We start from the raw sequence: 17,600 nt of genomic DNA, 5'->3' as shown, positions 1-17,600 counted from the left end.
GCAAGGCGTGAGGGTGGGTCGGGCCGTTGCCTAAACCACCGGCTGGGGATTCCGTCCCATCGCCTCAGGTTCGGGCAGCTCTGGAGCGAGTGACCCGAACAGTGACCCAACCCCCGCCGAGAGCCTCCGACTTCCAGCCGGAGAAACACCCGAGAACGCATCACAGGCCTCACTGTGCACCGACTGGGAAGTCAGCTGCCATCACCCCACACTGGTCGGATAGTGTGCGGCTGATGGTGTTTCAAAAAGAGGTCGCGGCTGAACTCTGGAAACAGCCTGCCCCACCCCTCTGCATCAAACTGATGCAGCATGTACAGATGGCCAAACCGGGCCACACCCCTCACGCACACCGCACGCACACGAACACCACCCCCGGAGGGTGCACGGACAAGGGCGCAGCAGGCATTCAGGCGCCCGCCGGGAGGGCTGCCGCACTGGTGAGGGCCGGCCTGTCCTCGCCGCTTTGCCCATGCCGACCTCGACGGCCTTGCAGCGGATCCCGTCGGCCGGATTGCTGGGCGCGGGCTCGGCGGCCCCACCCCGGACAGCATCAGGACGAGGGCGGGGAGCACTGCTGGGAGGCCTGGGCGAAGTGCCCAGGCCTCCTGCGATGCCGTACGGCGCTACTGGAGCGATACCCGCTCCGCAGTGCTGGCCGGGGGTGCGGCAGGTACGCCGGGCGCATGGCCGAAGCCCGGGGCTAGCAGGACCGCGAGCGCGGCTGCTACCCCCACGCCGGAGGCGATGGCCGCTGCCAGATCTCCACGTCCCGCGATCCCGTACGCGCGGGCGGTGTACTTGAACACCGTCAAGCCCACGATGGCGGCAACGACGAGAATCATGACCGCCAGCGGGGCGATCTGAATGGTCACGGAAGTCCTCCAAGCTGATTCGTCTGCGCGTATACGCGGACCTCAGCCCTTCAGCGGAGAGACCTGGAGTAGACAGCAAGAAAGCCCGATCCGGTTCGGATCGGGCTTCGAGAGGTGCCCCGAAGCCCTTCCAGAAGGGCACGGGCGCGGATACGCTCGAGCACATTCTGGATAGGCAGGTCCTCGGACTCACCACCCAGGCCGGGTAGCACACCGTTGCGGGACAGTTCCGGATTCGCACCGGATCCCCCTGCGTCTATCGAGAACGATCCTACCGCCCCGGACACGAGCTACAGGTCGAACTGGATGCACTTGATGTAGGTCAGCTCGACCTCGAGGTCGTGGACGCGATGGCCGCCGCCGCGGAAGTACACCTCTCCCAGCGCGTCGGCCGTCGCCCGCTGAAGCTCGCGGTCGGTGGCGTCGGCAGGGTGGTGGGGCTGGAGGGCGAGGGTGAGGTGGCGCATGCGGGCGTCGTCGGTGGTGCCGGGTGCGGCGGTGCTTCAGCAAGGCCGGATGAGCAGCGAGTTCTTCCGGGTGTAGTGACCGTCGCCGAGGCCTGCGCCGAGGACGACCTGGGATCGTCGTCCTCGCGGACGGCCCCCTCTGGGAGGGTCGAGGTGGAGTGGACCGACTCCAGGCATAGCACGGAGACGAACTCGCCGCCCAGGACGTCGGCGTGGATGACCACGGGGAGGTCGTCGTCCGCCCCGTGGAGGGCTCGGACTTCGCGGAGGTGGCCGACGGTCATCACGAGAGGGTCCATGGGCAGCCCAACTTCCCGAACAGGCCGCGCGCGGGTGCCTGTGTGCGGGCCGACTGGTAGGCGTGCGGGCGTTGGGGGCGCCTTCAGACGTCGACAGGAGCCGCCAGGGCGAGCTGGACGGCGGCCAGGGCGACCGCGACGAACTGGTCCGCAACAGCTGACGACGGTCCGCTAATCGATTAGCGGACCGCCAGCCCAGGCCCCATGTCGGAGGATCCGCTCGACGGCCGTCGGCACAACCACACTCATGGGAACTCACTCCACCCGCTAAAAGTGCCCTGACCTGGGGCTCAGGTGGCTTGATGGGCAGTATCTATCGGAACGCGCCGCCGGATCCCGACCTCATGCCCCCCTCACTGAGGATCACCAGACCTCACCGTGCCCGCTGGTGCCTATCGGTGCCTGGCTCGGCTAACCTGGCGGAGACACTTTGTCTCCAGCCGCTTCGGCGGGTGGAGAATGACGAAGGCCTGGAACCGGTTGCCGCCAGTCCCAGGCCCTCGCCTCAGGGTGTGACTACCGAGCCCGGCCGACTTTCTCGCGGTCGGGCTCAGTCATGAGCCGACCATCTCGTCCGGTCCCGGTCACCTCTAGCCCAGCCAGAGGGTCACGGCCCACTCGATGAACTCCGCGATCACGGCTACCGGCACCAGCCAGTCGACCACCACCTGCCTCATGGGCACGCGGCGCTTCTGACCAGTCGGCGACTGCTCACCATCGGGTGTCATCGCACCCCTCCAAATCCGGTCCCATATCCCTGGAACCCAGGGACCGTTCCACAGCGGAACGGAGACTCGGAGGACCGGTCTCGGAGGAGCGGCATAAGCATACTTCGCACAGTTGACAGCCGAAGGGCACCAGCGGCTGGGCAACCCATCCAACCACTAGATCTTGGGTGGGTAAGGGGACGCCGTTGCCACCGTGCCGTCAGACCCAGCTGGATTGCGGGAAGATGTGGTTGTCGCAGGTCAGCTCATACCGCGAGGCATCGGGTACGGCTCATACCGGGACCGGGCCGGCGGACGGAGCCTTCCTCGGCAGGTGACGAAAGCTCCATGCGGTACCAGATTTCGGGTATCTCCACGGCGGCACTCTGCAGATTTTCACGTGCTGCTATCGCTACCTGCCGAAAGCAACGGGAACTGGTCTGTTCGGCCAGGCGCGGACGGTACACCCCTGGCGGATGATCGCCCCCACCTCCTCGATCAGCGTCGGCTCCAGGCACTCGTTGGAGATGCGCATGATCCTGTCGGTGGAGTACATCGTGGAGAGCATGTCGTTCTCGACGTAGTCGTCCTTGACCGAGTTCACGGTGCGCCCATGCCGTGCTCCTGCCCTTCCTGACGTTCGACCGCGTCGGTCGACTTGAAGAAGACGAGGTACCCGACCTTCTTCATCTATGCGAGGAGTGCCTGGTCCTTGTTCCGGAGCATCGACTCGAAGAACTCGGCCAAGGCGAAGACCAGGCGGTCGGCGGCCCTTCCGTTCATCGATCCGCGGGCCGGTGTAAACACGCCCCTTGACCGGTAAGTGGTCAAGGGGCCGCGACCTTGGACTGCAAGGCGGTCAAAGGGGTGCCAGCCTTCGAGCCGGCGCGGCCCGGCGAGGAGTCCAGTCAGAGCGGCCGACGGGAACCTTCGTGCCCGTGTCATGCAGTCGCCCCCCGGGCTCCCCTTACCTGTCGAACGGCATTCGCGGACCGGCCGCGCAGCCTTACGGGAGGGAAGACAATGGAGATCGTGATCGCGGCGGTGCTGCTCGGTCTCGTGCCCATGGCCGAGAAGCTCATCAAGATCGCTGGCGATCGCAGCCGCACCCGGGGGGTGGCCGAGGTGATCCACGCAAGCGCCAGTGCCGATCTCGCCCGCGCGTACGGCGCAGCTGAGGTCATGCGGGCCAGGGCCGCGCTGTCGTCCGGCTGCGGGAGCTGCCGACCCGCTGGCGAGAAGGGTCGCACCCGTGTCTGAGAGCGACGAGGTCCTGTTCCACGAGCGGGTCGTCCGGGTCTACCGGGACAAGGGCAGGGCGCTCGTGCGTCTTGCCCGGTGCCAGCTCTCCGCAGAAAAGCTGCCCGTCTCCCGCACCGATGCCGAGGACATCGTCCAGGATGCCCTCGTCATCGTCCTGACCTACGGTCCGGCCAAAGAGATCGACAACATCTACGGCTACCTGTGCGCGGTCGTCCGCAACCGAGTCAGGGACGCCAGCCGCCGCAGGGGCGTCGACCCCATCGACACCACCGACCGCACGGCCGAAGGCAACAAGCCTCTGTGGGTCTCCGAAGTGGAGGAGGACATCGGGGGCCGGCTCGACGTCGAACGCGCCTTGCACCAGATGTCGCCGCAGCAGCGGCGGCTGATCCTCTTCTCCAAGGCCGTGGGCTACACCCATGCCGAACTCGCCGCCATCACCGGCCTGCACAAGGGCACCGTCGCCACCCACATCCGGCGCGCCACCGCCCTCCTCGCCTCCCTGATGCTGGTCGGCTGGATCGGTTTCAGCCTCTGGTACAAGAAGCTGGTCACCGATCTCCAGTGGGTTGACGTGGGCTCCGACGATGGCACGGCACTGATGACGGCCACGGTGAAGTTCCTGCTCTCCACCCCGGTGATCCTGGTCGTCTCCGGGCTGATCCCCGTCGTGGCAGCGGCCTGGATGGTCCAGCGACGGCGCGCGGCAACGAGACGGCGGGCAACGCCTTCGGCGCCTCCTTACACGCTCGAGCAACTGGACTCGATGCAACCCCATCAGTTCGAGCTCGCTGTCAGAGACCTGATGCGCCGTGACGGGTGTGCTGACGCGGTGGAGGTCGGCGGTGCCGGGGATCTCGGCGCGGACGTGAAGGCGACCGACCCGGAGGGGCGGCGCTGGGTGGTCCAGTGCAAGCACCGACGGAATGGCCGGTCCGGAAGCGCAGTGGGCAGCCCTGATGTGCAAGTTCTCAGCAGCACTGGCCGTGGGGTGCACCAAGGCGACGTCGTCGTGCTCGTCTCCAATGGAAGGTTCACCAAGCCTGCGATCGATTTCGCCCGCTCCCAGGAGGTGCATCTTGTCGGACGGGCTCTCCTGCGGGAGTGGGCCAGCGGCTCGCGGCCTCTGTGGGAACTGCTGTAAGGACCTCCTGTGGGGCTGACGTGCCTTCACCTCATCCGGTGAAGGCACATCCAAGGGCTCAATGGGTCAGCCGGGGCTCGAGGCTCAACTCGCCTCGGCACCCGCAGCCGAGGAGCCAGCTGCCCGCAGGAATCAAGTCCCCTGCCGACTCCTCGCATCGATGCAGGTCAGGGGCCCAAGGAAATATTCGGGGCGGAAAGTTCAGAACTTCTTCAGTTCGTGTGTGACATTCGCAGGTTCCCGCCGCACATCAGCCCGTACAACCAGGTAACTGCTCCTGGTCGCGCGCCAGAGAAAGCATGGTCGCCGACACGGGGCGGTGCAGAGACGGGGAGGGTTCTATGCATATGGATCATGAGATCGGACAGGCCGTCGACGTCGGCCTGTCCGACGACCGGGCGGCACGGATTCGAGCAGACGTCGCCATCGTCGAGGAGCTCGCGCATTACGGCTTCGAGGGCCCGACGTACGAGGTGTTCCAGGACTCGCTGCTGCGGGAGACCGAGCCGATCCTGAAGGGCATGCTCCGTGACGGCTCCCTCGGCCGGCTCGCGATCGCGCGCTTCAACGAGCGGGGCATCGAGTTCTGGATCCACCCCGAGGACTGGGCCGCTCTGCGTGCCGACGCCGCCGCCCGCGACGAGATCCTCATCGACATGCAGGTCAGCGCCCTCAAGACGTTCCGCGTCAACGCGCTTGTCAACGAGAGGTGGAACCCCGACCACACCGGTCCCCGCGGAGCCGGCTGCCTGCGGACGTACTTCGTCGGCACATGCATCTGGGAGTTCCGCCGCGCCTACCTGAAGTGGGCGCGGGCGCGGGTCAGGTGGGCCGAGCTGCACAAGCTCTCCGACTTCGGCGAGGAGACGCCCGGCGGAACCGGGGGGATCCTCGGCCTGCTTCAGGCGCCCGGCTACCTGGCCGAGCCCGAAGCCATCGTCCTCACCAACAACTTCGAGGACATCCTGGCCGAGCAGACCTCGCAGACCCAGGCCGTCGTCGGCATGACCATCCACGGCTTCGTGGACACCGAGATCGCAGACACGCTGAAGATCACCCACGGAGCGGTCCGCAGTTGCAAGACACGTTTCCGAAAGGCCCTCTACCAGGCCGCCCGCGAGCGGCGGATCTGGATCCCCGCCCAGCTCCACACCAAGGCCAACCACGACAAGCAGCAGGCAGGTGCCGCGTGACCACCCCGACCCCGACGCCCCCGTCCAACCCCACGGCTCCGGCCGCAGAGCCGTCGGCCGGTACCGCACCCGGTGGGCCCACCACCGGCACGAAGGTCATGGCGATCATGTTCTGCTTCGTCTGCGCGGCCCTCGCAGCCATCATCGCCTTCTCCATCGCACGCCACCTCGCTGCGGAACCGCTCGTCTCCATCGGCTGGGCCGCTGGCACGTTCGCCGGCTCCTTCTACATGGTGCAGAACATCCTGGAGAAGTTCGGGCAGCTGTAAGGGCCCCCGGGGCGCTGTCCCGACGGCAGGGCGCCCCGGGGGCCGGGGCGCCCTGCCAGGTGTCCGGCCCGACCGACCGGGGCACACAGCGGCGTCTCCTCAAGTCCGGCCCCGGTTGCGATGTGCCGCCTACGCCCCTTCAGGACAGAGGGCTGCACAAGGTTGTCTAAAAATCGCTGCACAGGACGGTTTATGACGTTGTATAAGTAGAGCAAGATAGCGTTGCAGAAGAAATGCAGCGGATGGCATCGATCAAGGAGTACATGTGACCGTCCATCTCTACCCCCTCGCAAACGGGCTGAGCACCGACCACCCGGTGCCCGGGCTGCCGTTCGTCGACGACTCGCACATCCCGCTCGACGAGGGGCCCGAGGCCATCGAGGCCGTCGGCCGCAACAAGGGAGAGGGGATGTGGGGCCGTTTCGACCTCCACCGTACTTCCGGCGGCTGGCGGGCCTTCACCACCGACCCGCTCGACAACTCGCTCGGCTGGTCGGTGCGCTACCACCCCGAGCACGGCCGAACCGTCCTGCTGATGAAGGACGACGACACCTCCACCCTGCACAGCACCTGGGACGGCGAGCAGCTGTTCTACCGGGCCGGCGGCTACTGGTTCGACGGCGCCGCCTGGTACCGGCCCGGACAGGTCTGGGACCCCGTCGAGCAGGACTACGAGAAGCGCCAGGCGCGCGCCGCGGTCACCGTCAGCGCCGCCGACATGCTCGACCGCCGCGCCGACGCGGCCCGGGCCGCCGTGCTCGACGTCGCCGCCATCGACGCCGAGGCGCCAGCGCCGGTGGTGGCGAACTGGGGCGACCACCTGGCGCTGTGGGCCGCCCACCAGGCCGAGCGCGATGGCGCGCTGCCGCTGGAGAAGTGCGTGGTCGACCTCGCCACCCCGGAGCTGAGCGGCGCCCAGCTGATCGGCGTACCGGAGATGGCCGAGCTCGGCGGCATCACCGCCTCGACGCTGCGGGCCTACATCTCGCGCGGCAACAGCGAGGTGCCCCAGCCGCAGGCCCAGGTCGGCGGCCGTGACCAGTGGGCCCGGGCCGTGGCCGACGACTGGGTCGAGGCCCGCCGGCGCTCCTACGAGGGTGTCCGGGCCGTGATGTCGGCCGGTGACCGCGACCAGCTCTCCCGCGGGGCGGCGGAGGTCCGTGACCACTTCGCCGACGACTTCCAGAACACCCTGTGGGGAAGGCCGGACGTCCGCAAGCGGTGGATCCTGCGCGCCCGCAACGAGGACTCCGTCCGGGAGATCGCCGACGCGCTGGCCTGGAACGTCGCCAGCAGCCTGGACCGCGTCCTGCCCACCCACGTCCTCGGCCACACCGTCGAGAGCGCCGTGCTGCACGACTTCGCCGACGCCATCGACCTGGACCGCGAGGTGCGAGCCCGGCCGAAGAAGGCGAGGGCGAAGGAGTGGCTGCACATGTACCTCTCGCGGCCGATCGCGGAGATGCTCGTCTGGTTCATACGCCACCACCCCGAGTCCGCCCACCACCACATCGGCGAGATCACCCGTGAAGCCCACACCCGCTGGGAGATCCCGGCGAAGGACACCCTCTACACGCTGCGCCAGTACGCGGTCGTGGAAGGCCGACTGAGCGCGGAGGAAGCGGACGCCTTCTTCGACCTGCTCACCCCGCCGGAGAAGAACGACTGACCGGCCAGTCCCGACGGGCGGGGCCCGGAGCCAGGATCAGTGGCTCCGGGCCCCGCCGGTGACTGTAGCCGGACGGGGGCGCGCCCCGTCCAAGCGACGTCCGCCCCGGCCAGATCGGATATCAAACGGCTCTTACGCGCAAACGAGGAGAAATCAACTAACCGCCTCGACGTGGCGGGCGATCGATCAGACTGGTCGCGGTAGGCGCCCGAGCCGACCTCGCCCCCGACACGGGGGTTCACCAGGCGGGCGCCTTGCTGTCCACCGAACGCGTCCAGAGGCCCGGGCGCACAGCACATCCGTCGTCGCACCACACAGAGGAGCACGGCACGCCAGGGCCTCCGCCGTGGCGTGCCCGCATCTTCGTGTCCGACGTCCTCCTCTCCGCCCTGCCCGAGTTCCCCGGGAGCCTGTCGGCCGCACTTGCCGTCGCCGCCTCCACCTGGACCATCCGGCGGATCCGCGCCCGCCGTGCCCGCCAGAGCGAGTCCCCTGCCTCCACACCGCAGCCGCCGTCTCGGACGCACTCAGGCTGAGCCCGCCGGTGGCTGCGTACCGCACCTCGGCGCCGTACAGGCCACCGGCCGACACCCGACACGGCCGTGAGGTCCGCGTCTTCGGCATCGACGACAGCACGATGCGGCGTACGTGAAGTAGCGGGCGGCGCTCCCTGCAGAAGCGACCTCCTGACGAAGGGTTGGCTCTGTTGGTCCAACGGGGCCAACCCAGTCTGATCAGGTGCGGAGAGCGTCGAGCGCGGCCTGCCATGGGTAGGCGTCGAGGTTGCCCTGCTTGCTTGTGCGGGGCGAAGCCGCCTTCGCCGAGCATGACGGTGACCCCGCTTCGCGCACAGGGCCAGCTGTCGCAGCGGTGCATGCGCCTGAACCGAGTGCAGAAACGCGCCCGGCTGATCCGGGCACTTGTACGAGCGCCTCGACCGCCTGACGGCCGCCGTGCCCGCCGACGAGGCTGCGGCCGCGTCCTCCTGAACCGTCTCCCGGCGCCTCCCCCCGTGGGCCCGGGCGACGTGAAGCCCCCGCGGCTGCTCTTCACGAGCCTCACCGGGGCTTCGTCTTTCCTGCGGACCGGCTGTGAACGCCAAAGAGCCCGCGTCCGGGGACACGGGCTGCGGCGCAAGGAGCGTGAGCTGCCTCACAGTCCACGTAGTGAGCGTGGGTGGCCCGCCTCGGCTAAGGGACAGATCCACGACCGCTACTGAAGCGGACACCATCGGTGTTGCGCGACACGTGGGACGGAGGTTGGACGAGGTTGGACAGCGAATGGCGGTCTGACAGCGGAAATGTGGACGTGTTGACGTCCCGCCGGTCGTGACAACGGACGAGGTTGGACACCGCGTTCAGCATCAGGCGCTACCGGGACGTTCGGACGCCTCCAAACGCGTCTCTGGGAAGAAGAACTGACGGGACGTGGACGCTGTCCGACTTCCTTGGACGCCCTTGTGCAGCGGGTGCATACCCGGCAAAAGTTCTTGTGAGTGAGGCAAGCGCCTCACATCGCGAGGCGTAGTGAACCTCGCGCCATCCGCCTCGGCTAGGCGACTGAGACAGGAGCAGTGATGCTTCGTATCCACCTGGACGTGGCCTTCGGGTCCCGCCCGTTCAACCTTCCTTGCGGGTGCGTGCTCGACGCGCCCGCACCGCAGGCGTTCGGCTTCGCCCGGATGCTTCAGTGGGCCGTGGGCACGCTCAGCGTGCTCCTGCTGGTCCTGTTCTTCGTCCTCGGTCACGAGGTCGAGGTCCTCATCGGTGTGGTGGCTGCGGCCGCCGCGGCCTGGGTGACCGAGGCGTTCAAGTCCTGGCGCGCCGGCGGTGGCAAGTGAGCGCCGGGGTCCGGCTGGCCGGTCGGATCATCGAAGGCCGTCTTGAGATGGGGCAGAGCCAGCGCGGCCTCGCTGAGATCTGCAACATGGACTTCTCGACGATCAGCCGCATCGAGTCCGCGGAGCGCGTCCCGAGCGCCCTGCACCTGTGCAAGCTGCTCAATGCCTTCGTCTCGGGCGGCCTGACGCTCGACACGGAGACGTGGACGACGATCGTCAGGGAGGCCACCGGCTGCACGGTGGTCTTCCGTCCCGACGGGCACGTCGGCGTCCAGGCACATGCGGGCCTGCCGGAAGGCCCGATCACGCCCGACGCGGCGAAGTGGCTCATGAACAACAAAGCGGCCCTCAGGGCGTACTCCTCCTACGCGGTGTCCGGGCTGCCCAACCCCCGGAACGTCCGGACCCGCAGAGACCTGTGCGAGGCCATGGAACAGATGTGGCGGAGGTCGGGGTACCGCTCGGCACGCGAGATGGAGCACGCCCTGGATAAGTACGCCCGCCGCTTCCGGAAAGACTCCGATAAGTGGGTGCCGAACTTGGGCAGGACGACGCTCAACACCATGCTCAGGGGCGTGCAGCGGGAGGACGACCCGGTCTTCCCGAAGAAGCTCGACAACTTCAAGGCATTCATGATCGCCTGCGGCCACCACCACATCCTCGAGCCCTGGGTAGCAGCATGGCACCGCGCCGCGAAGGCGCCGACCGAAGCTGACCGGTCCGCCGAGGTGGCCACGACCTCGTCCTGACCCGTTGCCCGGCGTCCCTCTCGCGGGGTAACAGTCAAGCCCCCAGCAGCACTCGATACCAGAGCGCGCTGGCGGTCTGCCCGCCGAAGGACTGCTTGGCGCAGCGGGCCTACTGGACCACGCGGCCGGCGTCGGTCATCTAGTCGATCCGCCCTTCCGTGACATCGTGGAGGACGATGGGGCGCCCTACCACGTAGGCCCCGGGTGACGACGAAGCCCCCGTCTGCTGCTCCGCGCCGAGCACCGCCGGGGGCTTCGTCGTGTGAAGTCCCCGACGGTGCTCCTGTACCGAGCGCCGCCAGGGGCTTCTTCATGCATGGCCAATCACAGCCGACACGTCCTGAGTCGTTTCCCTCGCTCACTGCAAGGCCGGCCTCCGGCGCCCTTGATCCTCATGTAGGCGGCACCTCGACCGGGCGCACTCCACGGCGGGGCTAGTCGGTATTGGAGCCGGCGCCGATGACCAGGGCGATGAGGACGAGGATGCCGGTGGCGAGCTTGATGACGTCGGCGGCGGGCCAGCCCTGGTTCAGGGCGAGGACGAGGACGGCGGCGAAGGCGGCCGCCCAGGTGCGGCGGGACGGGCGGGGAGCGTTCGGGCTGGGCATGAGGGCCTCCTGAGTTCGGTGAACCAGCTGGAGACCAAGCTGACGGGGGGTGAGAATGTCCGCCTGGGGCGATCAATGAAGGCCCAGGCAGCTGGCGGTTGATCGCGGACAACGGGGGCGTTGTCCATCGTGCGGACGCATGTGCAGGGGGACGGGATGGGCCAGGCAGGGCGGCCGATGAGCGATCTGAGGGGCCGTACCGAGGAGGCGAACGCGCTCGCGACCTGGCTGCGGAAGGTCACCGCGGGCGTCCAGGTGAGGGTGCTGGCGGAGACGTTCCCGTACTCGAAGTCGGTGTGGAGCGAGTACCGCAACGGCGCCAAGCTCATCCCCGAGCAGCTGCTGAACGATGTCGTCGACACGCTCGTGTCCGACACGGAGATGCGCGACCGGCAGCGCACCGAAGGACTCCGTCTCCTGGCAGCCGCGCAGAAGGCGGTCCAGCGGCCTCCTGCCGCACGGCCGGCGTCCGGGCATGTCGGACCGGGCGGCGTCGATGCCGGCCGGTGTCGGCGAGGTCCTCTTACGCCTCGACGACGCCCGGCTCCAGCAGATCGAGGCCATGCGCAAGCTCGCCGACTCCGAGAAACGGTGCACGCAGCTGCAGGAGATGGTCTCCGTCCTGCAAAACCAGTGCGCCCAGCTGACCGAAGAGCGCGACCACGCCCGCCTCGAGGCCCACGGCGCTCACGAACTCCAGGCTGCGCTGGAACAGTCCGAGAAGTACCGGGAGCAGGCGGAGGGCCAGTTGCGGCACGCTCGCAAGGCCACCGAGCAGGCCTTCGAGCTGCGGCTGGCCGCCGAGGCGAACGTCGCGCGGGCCCAGGCCGACGCCCGCCGGACCACCGGGGCGGCTCAGGGTGCGGGGGGCCGGCTGCCGCAGCCGGCGGGGATCGGGCTGGACCTGCCGCCTTTCGAGCGGATCGGCGAGGTGCTCCAGGCGGTGCAGGACCAACTTGCCGAGCAGGACGAGGGACTCGATGAATTGCGCTCGCATCTCGGCGTCGGCGGGCAGCGCGTCGTCGCAGACTCCGCATCCCCGCAGGTGATCTCCGGGGAGGTCGTCGCCCGGCACGACGGCCCCCGGCCCGCAGACAGCGGACTTGTCCACGCGGGCCCTGGGGACAACGCAGACAACACTGTGACCAGCACGGGTATCGCACCCGCGGCAGGGCCGAGCGTGGTTGTCCAGGCCTTGTCCAAGGCCTTGTCTCCGGCAGACCTGGGGCGGGCGGTCGGGGTGCTGCGGGCCCGTGCCGGCGTCGAGGAATGGCCTGTGCAGCGCATGAACGCGCAGGCCAACACCGGCCGCCTCAGCGACGAGGCCCGGCACACGGACAACTCCGTCGACGAGTGGCTCAGCGGCAGCCACTTCCCCAGGCTCTACCTGGCACTGGACGCCTTGATCAACGCCCTGGGCGCCACCGAACCGGAGAAGGCGGCCTTCTACGACGCGTACGCACGTATCGCCCGGCGGGAGTCCGACGCCTTCAAGGAGGCCTACCCGCGGATCGAGCGGCTCGGCGACGAGTCCTTCGAGTGCGCGTCCCGCAGAGTGACCCAGGCGGAGGCGCGGGCCAGGGAGGAAGCGGCGCAGCACGAGATCTCCGCCCCGGGGCGGAACGTGGTCCGGATCGAGGCCGAGAGGACCGTGCTCTCCCTCGACGGCGAGCGGCCTCACGCCGTGACGCCCGCCCCCAGCGACGCCGACATGGAGCCCTCCGAAGGCCCCGCCCCCGCGCCGTCGTCCGCCACTGGGACCCTGCCCTACGCGGAGAACGCCGCTCCCGAGGTTCGCGTTGTCCCAGGGCCGCCCACGAGCGATGCGGGCACCGGGGGCGATGCCCCGCCGAGCCCGGTCATCCGTCCCGAGCCGCCAACCCCCCTCATGATCGCGCTGGCCGGGGCGTCGGACGCGAAACAGTTCGGAGAGCAGATCGAGGCCCTGCGGCAGCGCGCCGGCGTGGGGTGGGCCGATTGGTCGCATGCCCGGTTGGCTTCCGAGGTCAGCCAGGGCTTCGCCACGCGCAAGGCCCGCAGAGTGGTGAAGCAGTGGCTCGCCGGGAGGGTCCTGCCTTCGTGGTCCCGCCTGCGGCCCCTTCTCATCGCCATGGGCGCCACCAAGGGCGAGCTGACGGCGTTCGAGGAGGCGCTCAAGCGGGTCTCCCACACCGCCGCGGTGATGGCCGACCCGGCAGAGATGCTGCGGCGCCGTACCAGGCGAAGCGATCTGATCTGGATGACCACCGTCACCTGTCTGGCAGTCTTCGCCGCCGCCGCGGAGACCGGGATCGTGCTGAGCGCCACCTACTCCGCCGATCCCACCACGCCTCTGTGGAAGCCACTGACCCTCATCCTCGTCAACGCCGTTCTCGCGATGGCGGCGCGAACGGTTCTCCAACGCCTGTACGACCGGTGGGTCCCTGGCCTCGTGCTCCTCGGATGGCTCCTCACCCTCCTCACCGGCTACGTGCTGCCGCTGCTGACCGACCACGACTACGGAGGCCGGGCCCTCGCCGACTCCATCGGGTTCCTGTAGAACGGCGACGCGGCCACCCACCGACCGGAATCGCCCACCCTCGTTCAGAGGGCGGGCGTTTCTCATCGGTCCGGACCTTCCCGGTCGATCAGCTCAGCTGGAAGGCGCCAGCGTTGGAGTCCTCGAAGAGTCTCACCACCAACTCCCTGAGCTGTAGCAAACGTGCGAGGCGGGCGGTGATGCTGTGCCGCACCCAGGTCATGTCACACAACGGATCATCCTGGGTGTCTGCCGCACGCCGGTTCGCACGCTGCTCGTCGAGAAGGTGGACAGCCAGGGAGAACTCGGAGGTGGCGGACTCCTTCGTGATCCCTCCGGCGGAAAGCAGCTTCATGATGCGGCCGAGTTCATCTCGTGCACCAAGAACGGCGAGCTTGACTGGCGAGGCCTCCGTCTCTGCCGAGGGGCCTGCCGCAGCGGACTGCTCACCGATCCGCCGTGCGAGGGTCTCCAGCTCCTCGATCTCGTGCTGGATCGCGTCCAGGACGCCGTTCAGGGACGAACTTTCAGCGCCCGAGGGCACTGGGAAGTCAAGAAGGCGAACCTCTGATGTCCTCTCGCATGTGTTGAGCGAGATGAGCCAGGCGACGTTGCGGTCCCTCAGGTCCACGCCGTGCGACATCACGATCGATTCGACTGAGGCCGCTCTTTGCAGCCCGGCTGACACGTTCAGAGCCGTCCCCACGGTCGCGGTGAGACTGTTCTGGTGCTGAGTGAGCAGGGTGTCGAGCGCGTCCTCGGCGTCGAACTCTTCGTACACGTCACTCACTCGACTCCACCTTCCTCTTCAGCTCCAGAAGGGTGATCAGGCGTGTTCTGGCCCGCTCGTATGCCTTCCGCACCGCGGCTGGGCTCTTCCCCAGTGCTCGGGCGGCTTCCTCGTGGGTGAAGCCGTCCAGCTTCCAGGCGATAGCCTCCCGCTCGGCCGGCGGCAGCTGGCCGAGAGCCTGTAGAACTCGCGTCTGTTCCTCGGTGAGTAGGACCAGATCCACCGGGCAGGTTCCGCCGGGACGGTCCGGAACGGGGTCGAGCGGATGGTCTCGTCGGTCGACCTGACGCAGGTAGTTCCGGTGGGCAACCTTGCGGAGCCACGCTCTGGGGTGCTCCAGCTCGCGCCACTTGTCTGGGAGTAGTGTCAGGAACGCTTCGTGCGCAGCATCAGCCGCCTCGTAGACGCTGGCTCCCAGGTTCATCAGGAAGACGGTCACTGCGCGCATCTCGCTGGTGTACAAGGCGTCGAACACATCTCGATCCGGAGGCATGAGGTCTCCGGGACACAGAGCCGCGTACTCCACCCGTGTGGTGATGGGGACCGGAACCTCGGTCACGATCACCTCTCCGAGCCGTGGTCAGCGCCGCCGACCAGGATCTCCACGGCCTGCCCAGCGGACCGTTCCGAAAGCCGACTGCCCGGCGGCAACAGCCGCACTCGCTCCGAAAGCCCCTGCTGAGCGAGCTCCGCGCGACGCACGTCGGCCCGCTCCCGGACCGCTTTGTACGCCAGCCGGGCGCAGAGCCCCAGGAGTGAGAGCATCCCTGTCACGATCACCGTCACCAACGTCGGATCCACGGCCTACTCCTCGACCTTCGCGGCGCGCTGTCGCACGCGTCTGGGTCTTAAAGCAGCAAGCGTGCCCGAGTGTGACATCTCGCAGACAGAACCTCCGCCGAGCCCCAGGGAAGCATGCCTCGTGCTTGCACTCGGGCACTCGCTCGGAGCGGCGCCCTGGAGAGGAAGGTGCCGAGTCGTCCTCGCGTGGCTGTGGCCGCTCCCGGGCCCAAGCCAGCGGCTCGGGGGACATGGGCACCTTGAGGGAGTTCGACGATTCGTGCGGCGCCCGGTGCACTGCTTCTCTGTTTGTCAGAGGTCGCCGGGGGCGGCAGCGTGGTCGACGTCGCAGGCGCGGACGATCCGGTCCTTGGACGCTTTTCTCCGTCGTGGTCATCCTCGCGACGAACGCGGGTGGCGGTGGTGGGCCCCGTCGGCTTCTGCGACGGGTCCTGGCCGCGGCGGCCGGCCACTCGGCCGGCTGAGGCGGCTGTCGTGGGACGCCCCGAGGTTGAAGTCGACTTCACCGTCCCCCAGCGCGGGGAGCTGGCCTTCAAGCTCCGCTCCCTGCGCTCGACGGCAGGACTCACCTACACGCAGCTCGTCGAGAAGACCGACCGGGTCTTCTCCGCCTCGCACTACAAGCGGGCGGCCTCCGGCAAGGAGGTCCCCTCCTGGAACGTCGTCCTCGCCTACGCCAAGGGGTGCGTCCCTTTGCTGACATGGGGCATGGTCGACGACCTGTTCGAACTGCACCGTGCGGCCGAGGCCGCGGTGAACAAGGCCGACAGGGACAGCCGCCGGTCGACCATCGTGCCCAAGCCCCACCTCGTCCAGAACACCGCCGGCCTCGGCAGAGCGATGCGCGACGCCTGGGCAAGGGCCGGCCGCCCCGCGATGCGCACCATCGCCCGCAGGTCCGGCGTCTACGTCCCGCACAGCACCGCGCACGCCATCGTCAGCGGGACCTGGGGCTTCGTTCATACGGAAAGAGCGGTTGTGTGGCCGGTCAGCGGTTGAGGACTTCTTCGATCTTGGCGGCCACCTGCTTGGCCTGGATGTCCCGGCCCTTCTCGTTGGGGTGCCCATACCAGGGAATCTTGGTGTTGAGGAGCTCGAGCTGGGACTCCTCCAGCAGGCCCCCGATTCCTCGGTCGGCGCCGTCGCAGGCCGTGTTGGCGCCGGTGTAGGCGTAGAGGTCGACGAATTCGGCGCCGTCTCCGGCGTCGGTGGTGGCCTTCTTCATGGTGTCGTTCAGCCGCTTCTGGATCTTGTCCAGGACCGGCAGGGCGTCCTGGGGGATGTCGGCGAGCGGCAGCTGCGTCTGGCCGGGCGCCGCGGTCTGGCACTTGGTGGTGTCCTCGGGCACGAGCCTGGGGTAGCCGACCAGGACGCGCTTCGCGTCGGGGGCGAAGTAGCCGATGCGCTCCAGCAGCTCCTCCAGCTCCCAACCGACCCGCTCGAACTGAGCGTCCAGCCACTGCTTCCCGTCCCCGGTCTCGAAGAACTCACCGCACTTGGCAGCCGGCTCTTCCTCGTCCACCGGGTCTCCCGGCAGCAGAGAGGGCTTCCGGAGCTCGTCGGAGCACTGCTTCAGGATGCGGTTGAAGCCCAGCGTGTTGCCGCCCAGGCTTCCCACGGTCAGCTGGGTGTCCTGCTTGAGCGCGTCCTGCTGCGCCGGGAGCGTCCCGGCGCCGAAGGGCAGCTCCTGCTTCTCCCAGAAGTGGTGGACGAGGGCGCCTCCGCAGGAGACGTCCGCCTGGACGTCGAGCGTGATGCTCTTGTCGGCCAGGGTCCGGGTGGCGACGGCGGGGTAGTTGTCCGTGGCCTGGAAACACCAGCCCCTCTCGTTGTCCTGGTTGTTCACGGGAGCGATGCCGAAGTTGGCGGTGTAGGAGTCACCGAAGAAGACGGTCGGCACCGGGTCGGCGGGCGCCGCGGCGGCACCTCCCGCCGGCACGGCGAGTGCGAGGCAGCTGCCGAGCGCGAGCGTGGCGGCGGCCAGCCGCCGCGCCCTGGGAGTGGTCGTCGTCTTACGCATGGCCGAAGACATGGCTGTGCCCTTTCGTCGGAGTCCACGAGAGGAGGGAATGAGCGAAGAACGTAACGCTAGGTATTCATTCACAAACGGAACGCGATGGTCCAGTGGCAGCGAAGCGCAGCCGGGCGATCTTGGTCAGCCCTGCAATGGCCGCCCATCCGTTCGACAGGAAACTGCTGGCACCCATGCTGGCGCGTGGGGTGCCGCAAGGCCGCCGGCTCACTTCACGTGACTGGCGGCTTCTCACGCCCAAGGGCAGATCACCCGCACGGGTGAGCCGGAGCGGCTCCGGAAACGACGAGACCCCCGCCGGACGGCGGGGGTCTGGCAGGCGGACGGTGCGCGGCGCGAGCGGGTCGCGGAGCGGCATCGGCGCACCGTACGGGCCTGG

18 protein-coding genes and 1 riboswitch are annotated in these 17,600 nt (G+C 68.4%); of the genes, 10 read left to right on the top strand and 8 right to left on the bottom strand.

The genetic code is table 11. The features are described from left to right. Positions 1-623: 623 nt before the first annotated feature. Positions 624-872 (bottom strand): hypothetical protein, encoded by a 249-nt coding sequence (locus AMK27_RS38915; protein ID WP_073918992.1) that lies wholly within the window; start codon positions 870-872, stop codon positions 624-626. 157 nt (positions 873-1,029) lie between these two features. Beyond that, positions 1,030-1,166: riboswitch (cobalamin riboswitch) on the bottom strand. Then, a complete protein-coding gene (locus tag AMK27_RS42865) occupies positions 1,163-1,339 on the bottom strand; it encodes a hypothetical protein (protein ID WP_158076966.1) in 177 nt (58 codons plus the stop codon). (Overlaps the previous riboswitch by 4 nt.) Before the next feature lie 212 nt (positions 1,340-1,551). Between AMK27_RS42865 and AMK27_RS42860 the strand changes: the two genes are divergently transcribed. Continuing rightward, complete coding sequence (locus AMK27_RS42860; RefSeq protein ID WP_158076965.1) at positions 1,552-1,698, top strand: hypothetical protein; 147 nt, start codon at positions 1,552-1,554, stop codon at positions 1,696-1,698. 1,059 nt (positions 1,699-2,757) lie between these two features. On the opposite strand, the gene AMK27_RS38910 is transcribed toward AMK27_RS42860, so the two are convergent. Further along, a complete protein-coding gene (locus AMK27_RS38910; protein ID WP_073918990.1) occupies positions 2,758-2,949 on the bottom strand; it encodes a hypothetical protein in 192 nt (63 codons plus the stop codon). 419 nt (positions 2,950-3,368) lie between these two features. On the opposite strand from AMK27_RS38910, the gene AMK27_RS38905 reads away from it, so the two are divergent. The 7 genes from AMK27_RS38905 (at position 3,369) to AMK27_RS38870 (ending at position 10,472) form a co-directional block, all read left to right on the top strand. Further along, on the top strand, positions 3,369-3,605 hold the full coding sequence (locus tag AMK27_RS38905) for a hypothetical protein (RefSeq protein WP_073918988.1): 237 nt from the start codon (positions 3,369-3,371) through the stop codon (positions 3,603-3,605). After that, entirely contained in the window at positions 3,598-4,752 is a 1,155-nt protein-coding gene (locus tag AMK27_RS44615; RefSeq protein ID WP_079188785.1) for a restriction endonuclease, read from the top strand. The genes AMK27_RS38905 and AMK27_RS44615 overlap by 8 nt, the downstream gene beginning before the upstream one ends. A 341-nt stretch (positions 4,753-5,093) precedes the next feature. Next, on the top strand, positions 5,094-5,945 hold the full coding sequence (locus AMK27_RS38890; protein WP_143204935.1) for a hypothetical protein: 852 nt from the start codon (positions 5,094-5,096) through the stop codon (positions 5,943-5,945). Then, positions 5,942-6,214 carry a hypothetical protein gene (locus AMK27_RS38885; RefSeq protein ID WP_073918984.1) on the top strand — a complete coding sequence of 91 codons (273 nt, stop codon included), beginning with the start codon at positions 5,942-5,944 and terminating at the stop codon, positions 6,212-6,214. The genes AMK27_RS38890 and AMK27_RS38885 overlap by 4 nt, the downstream gene beginning before the upstream one ends. A 265-nt stretch (positions 6,215-6,479) precedes the next feature. Beyond that, complete coding sequence (locus tag AMK27_RS38880; protein WP_073918982.1) at positions 6,480-7,883, top strand: hypothetical protein; 1,404 nt, start codon at positions 6,480-6,482, stop codon at positions 7,881-7,883. A gap of 1,576 nt (positions 7,884-9,459) precedes the next feature. Continuing rightward, positions 9,460-9,723 (top strand): hypothetical protein, encoded by a 264-nt coding sequence (locus tag AMK27_RS38875; protein WP_073918980.1) that lies wholly within the window; start codon positions 9,460-9,462, stop codon positions 9,721-9,723. Continuing rightward, positions 9,720-10,472, top strand: coding sequence for a helix-turn-helix domain-containing protein (locus tag AMK27_RS38870; RefSeq protein ID WP_073918977.1), 753 nt, complete (start codon positions 9,720-9,722; stop codon positions 10,470-10,472). Before AMK27_RS38875 ends, AMK27_RS38870 begins: the two co-directional genes overlap by 4 nt. A 434-nt stretch (positions 10,473-10,906) precedes the next feature. On the opposite strand, the gene AMK27_RS42855 is transcribed toward AMK27_RS38870, so the two are convergent. Then, the gene (locus AMK27_RS42855) at positions 10,907-11,080 is read right to left on the bottom strand and encodes a hypothetical protein (RefSeq protein WP_158076964.1); all 174 of its coding nucleotides are present in this window, start codon (positions 11,078-11,080) and stop codon (positions 10,907-10,909) included. 475 nt (positions 11,081-11,555) lie between these two features. On the opposite strand from AMK27_RS42855, the gene AMK27_RS38865 reads away from it, so the two are divergent. Beyond that, a complete protein-coding gene (locus AMK27_RS38865) occupies positions 11,556-13,619 on the top strand; it encodes a hypothetical protein (RefSeq protein ID WP_073918975.1) in 2,064 nt (687 codons plus the stop codon). 88 nt (positions 13,620-13,707) lie between these two features. Here AMK27_RS38865 and AMK27_RS38860 read toward each other — a convergent pair whose 3' ends face one another. From AMK27_RS38860 to AMK27_RS38850, 3 genes are read right to left on the bottom strand one after another with little or no spacing between them, the layout of a single operon-like run. Continuing rightward, positions 13,708-14,388, bottom strand: coding sequence for a hypothetical protein (locus AMK27_RS38860; RefSeq protein ID WP_143204934.1), 681 nt, complete (start codon positions 14,386-14,388; stop codon positions 13,708-13,710). After that, positions 14,381-14,947, bottom strand: coding sequence for an RNA polymerase sigma factor (locus AMK27_RS38855; RefSeq protein ID WP_143204933.1), 567 nt, complete (start codon positions 14,945-14,947; stop codon positions 14,381-14,383). The genes AMK27_RS38860 and AMK27_RS38855 overlap by 8 nt, the downstream gene beginning before the upstream one ends. Positions 14,948-14,949: 2 nt before the next feature. Next, on the bottom strand, positions 14,950-15,189 hold the full coding sequence (locus AMK27_RS38850) for a hypothetical protein (RefSeq protein WP_073918971.1): 240 nt from the start codon (positions 15,187-15,189) through the stop codon (positions 14,950-14,952). A gap of 474 nt (positions 15,190-15,663) precedes the next feature. Between AMK27_RS38850 and AMK27_RS38845 the strand changes: the two genes are divergently transcribed. Further along, a complete protein-coding gene (locus AMK27_RS38845; RefSeq protein WP_073918970.1) occupies positions 15,664-16,188 on the top strand; it encodes a helix-turn-helix domain-containing protein in 525 nt (174 codons plus the stop codon). On the opposite strand, the gene AMK27_RS38840 is transcribed toward AMK27_RS38845, so the two are convergent. Continuing rightward, entirely contained in the window at positions 16,178-17,209 is a 1,032-nt protein-coding gene (locus AMK27_RS38840; protein WP_073918969.1) for an SGNH/GDSL hydrolase family protein, read from the bottom strand. The two genes, AMK27_RS38845 and AMK27_RS38840, sit on opposite strands and share 11 nt — an antisense overlap. Positions 17,210-17,600: the final 391 nt, after the last annotated feature.

Source organism: Streptomyces sp. CB02009 (assembly GCF_001905825.1).
GTDB lineage: Bacteria > Actinomycetota > Actinomycetes > Streptomycetales > Streptomycetaceae > Streptomyces.
Note: the sequence above shows the minus strand (reverse complement) of the source record. Positions and strands in the feature narration are given on the sequence as shown.

Excerpts from the sequence above, each read along its gene's own strand:
- AMK27_RS38875 (WP_073918980.1), top strand. The coding sequence starts at position 9,460 with ATGCTTCGTATCCACCTGGACGTGGCCTTCGGGTCCCGCCCGTTCAAC.
- AMK27_RS38890 (WP_143204935.1), top strand. The coding sequence starts at position 5,094 with ATGCATATGGATCATGAGATCGGACAGGCCGTCGACGTCGGCCTGTCC.
- AMK27_RS42865 (WP_158076966.1), bottom strand. The coding sequence starts at position 1,339 with ATGCGCCACCTCACCCTCGCCCTCCAGCCCCACCACCCTGCCGACGCC.
- AMK27_RS38865 (WP_073918975.1), top strand. The coding sequence starts at position 11,556 with ATGTCGGACCGGGCGGCGTCGATGCCGGCCGGTGTCGGCGAGGTCCTC.
- AMK27_RS38905 (WP_073918988.1), top strand. The coding sequence starts at position 3,369 with ATGGAGATCGTGATCGCGGCGGTGCTGCTCGGTCTCGTGCCCATGGCC.
- AMK27_RS42855 (WP_158076964.1), bottom strand. The coding sequence starts at position 11,080 with ATGCCCAGCCCGAACGCTCCCCGCCCGTCCCGCCGCACCTGGGCGGCC.
- AMK27_RS38840 (WP_073918969.1), bottom strand. The coding sequence starts at position 17,209 with ATGCGTAAGACGACGACCACTCCCAGGGCGCGGCGGCTGGCCGCCGCC.